1 protein-coding gene and 1 pseudogene are annotated in these 1,072 nt (G+C 47.1%); both read right to left on the bottom strand.

Annotated elements, in window-relative coordinates:
• A pseudogene (locus GRP75_RS27785) lies at nucleotides 1-204 on the bottom strand (spermidine/putrescine ABC transporter substrate-binding protein); the annotation flags it as partial.
• Entirely contained in the window at nucleotides 201-1,022 is an 822-nt protein-coding gene (locus GRP75_RS27780) for an ABC transporter permease (RefSeq protein WP_013311255.1), read from the bottom strand. The pseudogene GRP75_RS27785 and the gene GRP75_RS27780, both read right to left, overlap by 4 nt.
• Nucleotides 1,023-1,072 lie beyond the last annotated feature (50 nt).

Below are 1,072 nucleotides of genomic sequence, written 5' to 3'. Positions count from 1 at the left end.
GTCAAAGGTCTGATAAATGACAGTAATCCCCGTCTCCTTCTGAAACCGTTCCAACAGCTCAGGATCAATGTAGTCTCCCCAGTTGTACACCGTCAGTGTGTTGCCACCGGAGTAGCCTTGACTGGAATTAAGCCATGCGGCCACCCCCATCAGCCCAAACGAGATGATGAAGATGGACAGAAACACGCGCACAAGTGACTTCATCTAGGCACCCCCATTTCTGCCGCAGGCTCTTTTTTACCATTACGATTCGCCTTGCGCATAATAAAGTAGTAACCCACCACCAGCAGCACAGTAAACAGGAAAATGAGCGTGGATAGCGCATTGATGGACAAGGAAACCCCTTGACGGGCACGTGAGTATATTTCCACCGATAAGGTCGAATAGCCACTACCTGTCACAAAAAAGGTCACCGCAAAATCATCCAGCGAGTATGTTAACGCCATAAAGAAGCCCGCATAAATCCCTGGCTTGATAAAGGGTAGAATCACCTTGGTCAGCACATCCATTCGGCTGGCACCCAAATCACGCGCGGCATCGACCAGAGATGGACTCATTTCCTGCAACCGCGGCAAAATCATAATGACCGCAATCGGCACACTAAATGCAATATGGGATAATAAAACGGAGTAGAAACCCAGCTTAATCCCGACCATCGTGAACAAAATGAGGAAGGAAGCGCCAATAATGACGTCCGGGTTCACGATCAATACATTATTGAGCGACAGCAGCGTATTCTTGACTCGACGGTTCTGCATCTGATGAATAGCCAGCGCACCCATGATGCCAATAATCGTAGCTAACGCAGACGACAGCAGAGCAATCACCAAGGTGTTAATGACAATAATGATCAAGCGAGTGTCTGCAAACACCTCTTTGTAATATTGAAGTGTAAAACCTTCAAACTCATGCATCGTCCCGCCACTGTTGAAGGAATAGTACATCAAATACAAAATAGGTGCGTACAACACGAGAAAAACAATCACCAAATAAATATTCCCGAATCGGTTTTTATTTACCATGCCGCACCCTCCGTTTCGTTCCCGAGGTGAGCAGCATAATGATCCCCATC

The organism is Paenibacillus sp. OT2-17 (genome assembly GCF_009827695.1).
GTDB lineage: Bacteria > Bacillota > Bacilli > Paenibacillales > Paenibacillaceae > Paenibacillus > Paenibacillus polymyxa_B.
Note: the sequence above shows the minus strand (reverse complement) of the source record. Positions and strands in the feature narration are given on the sequence as shown.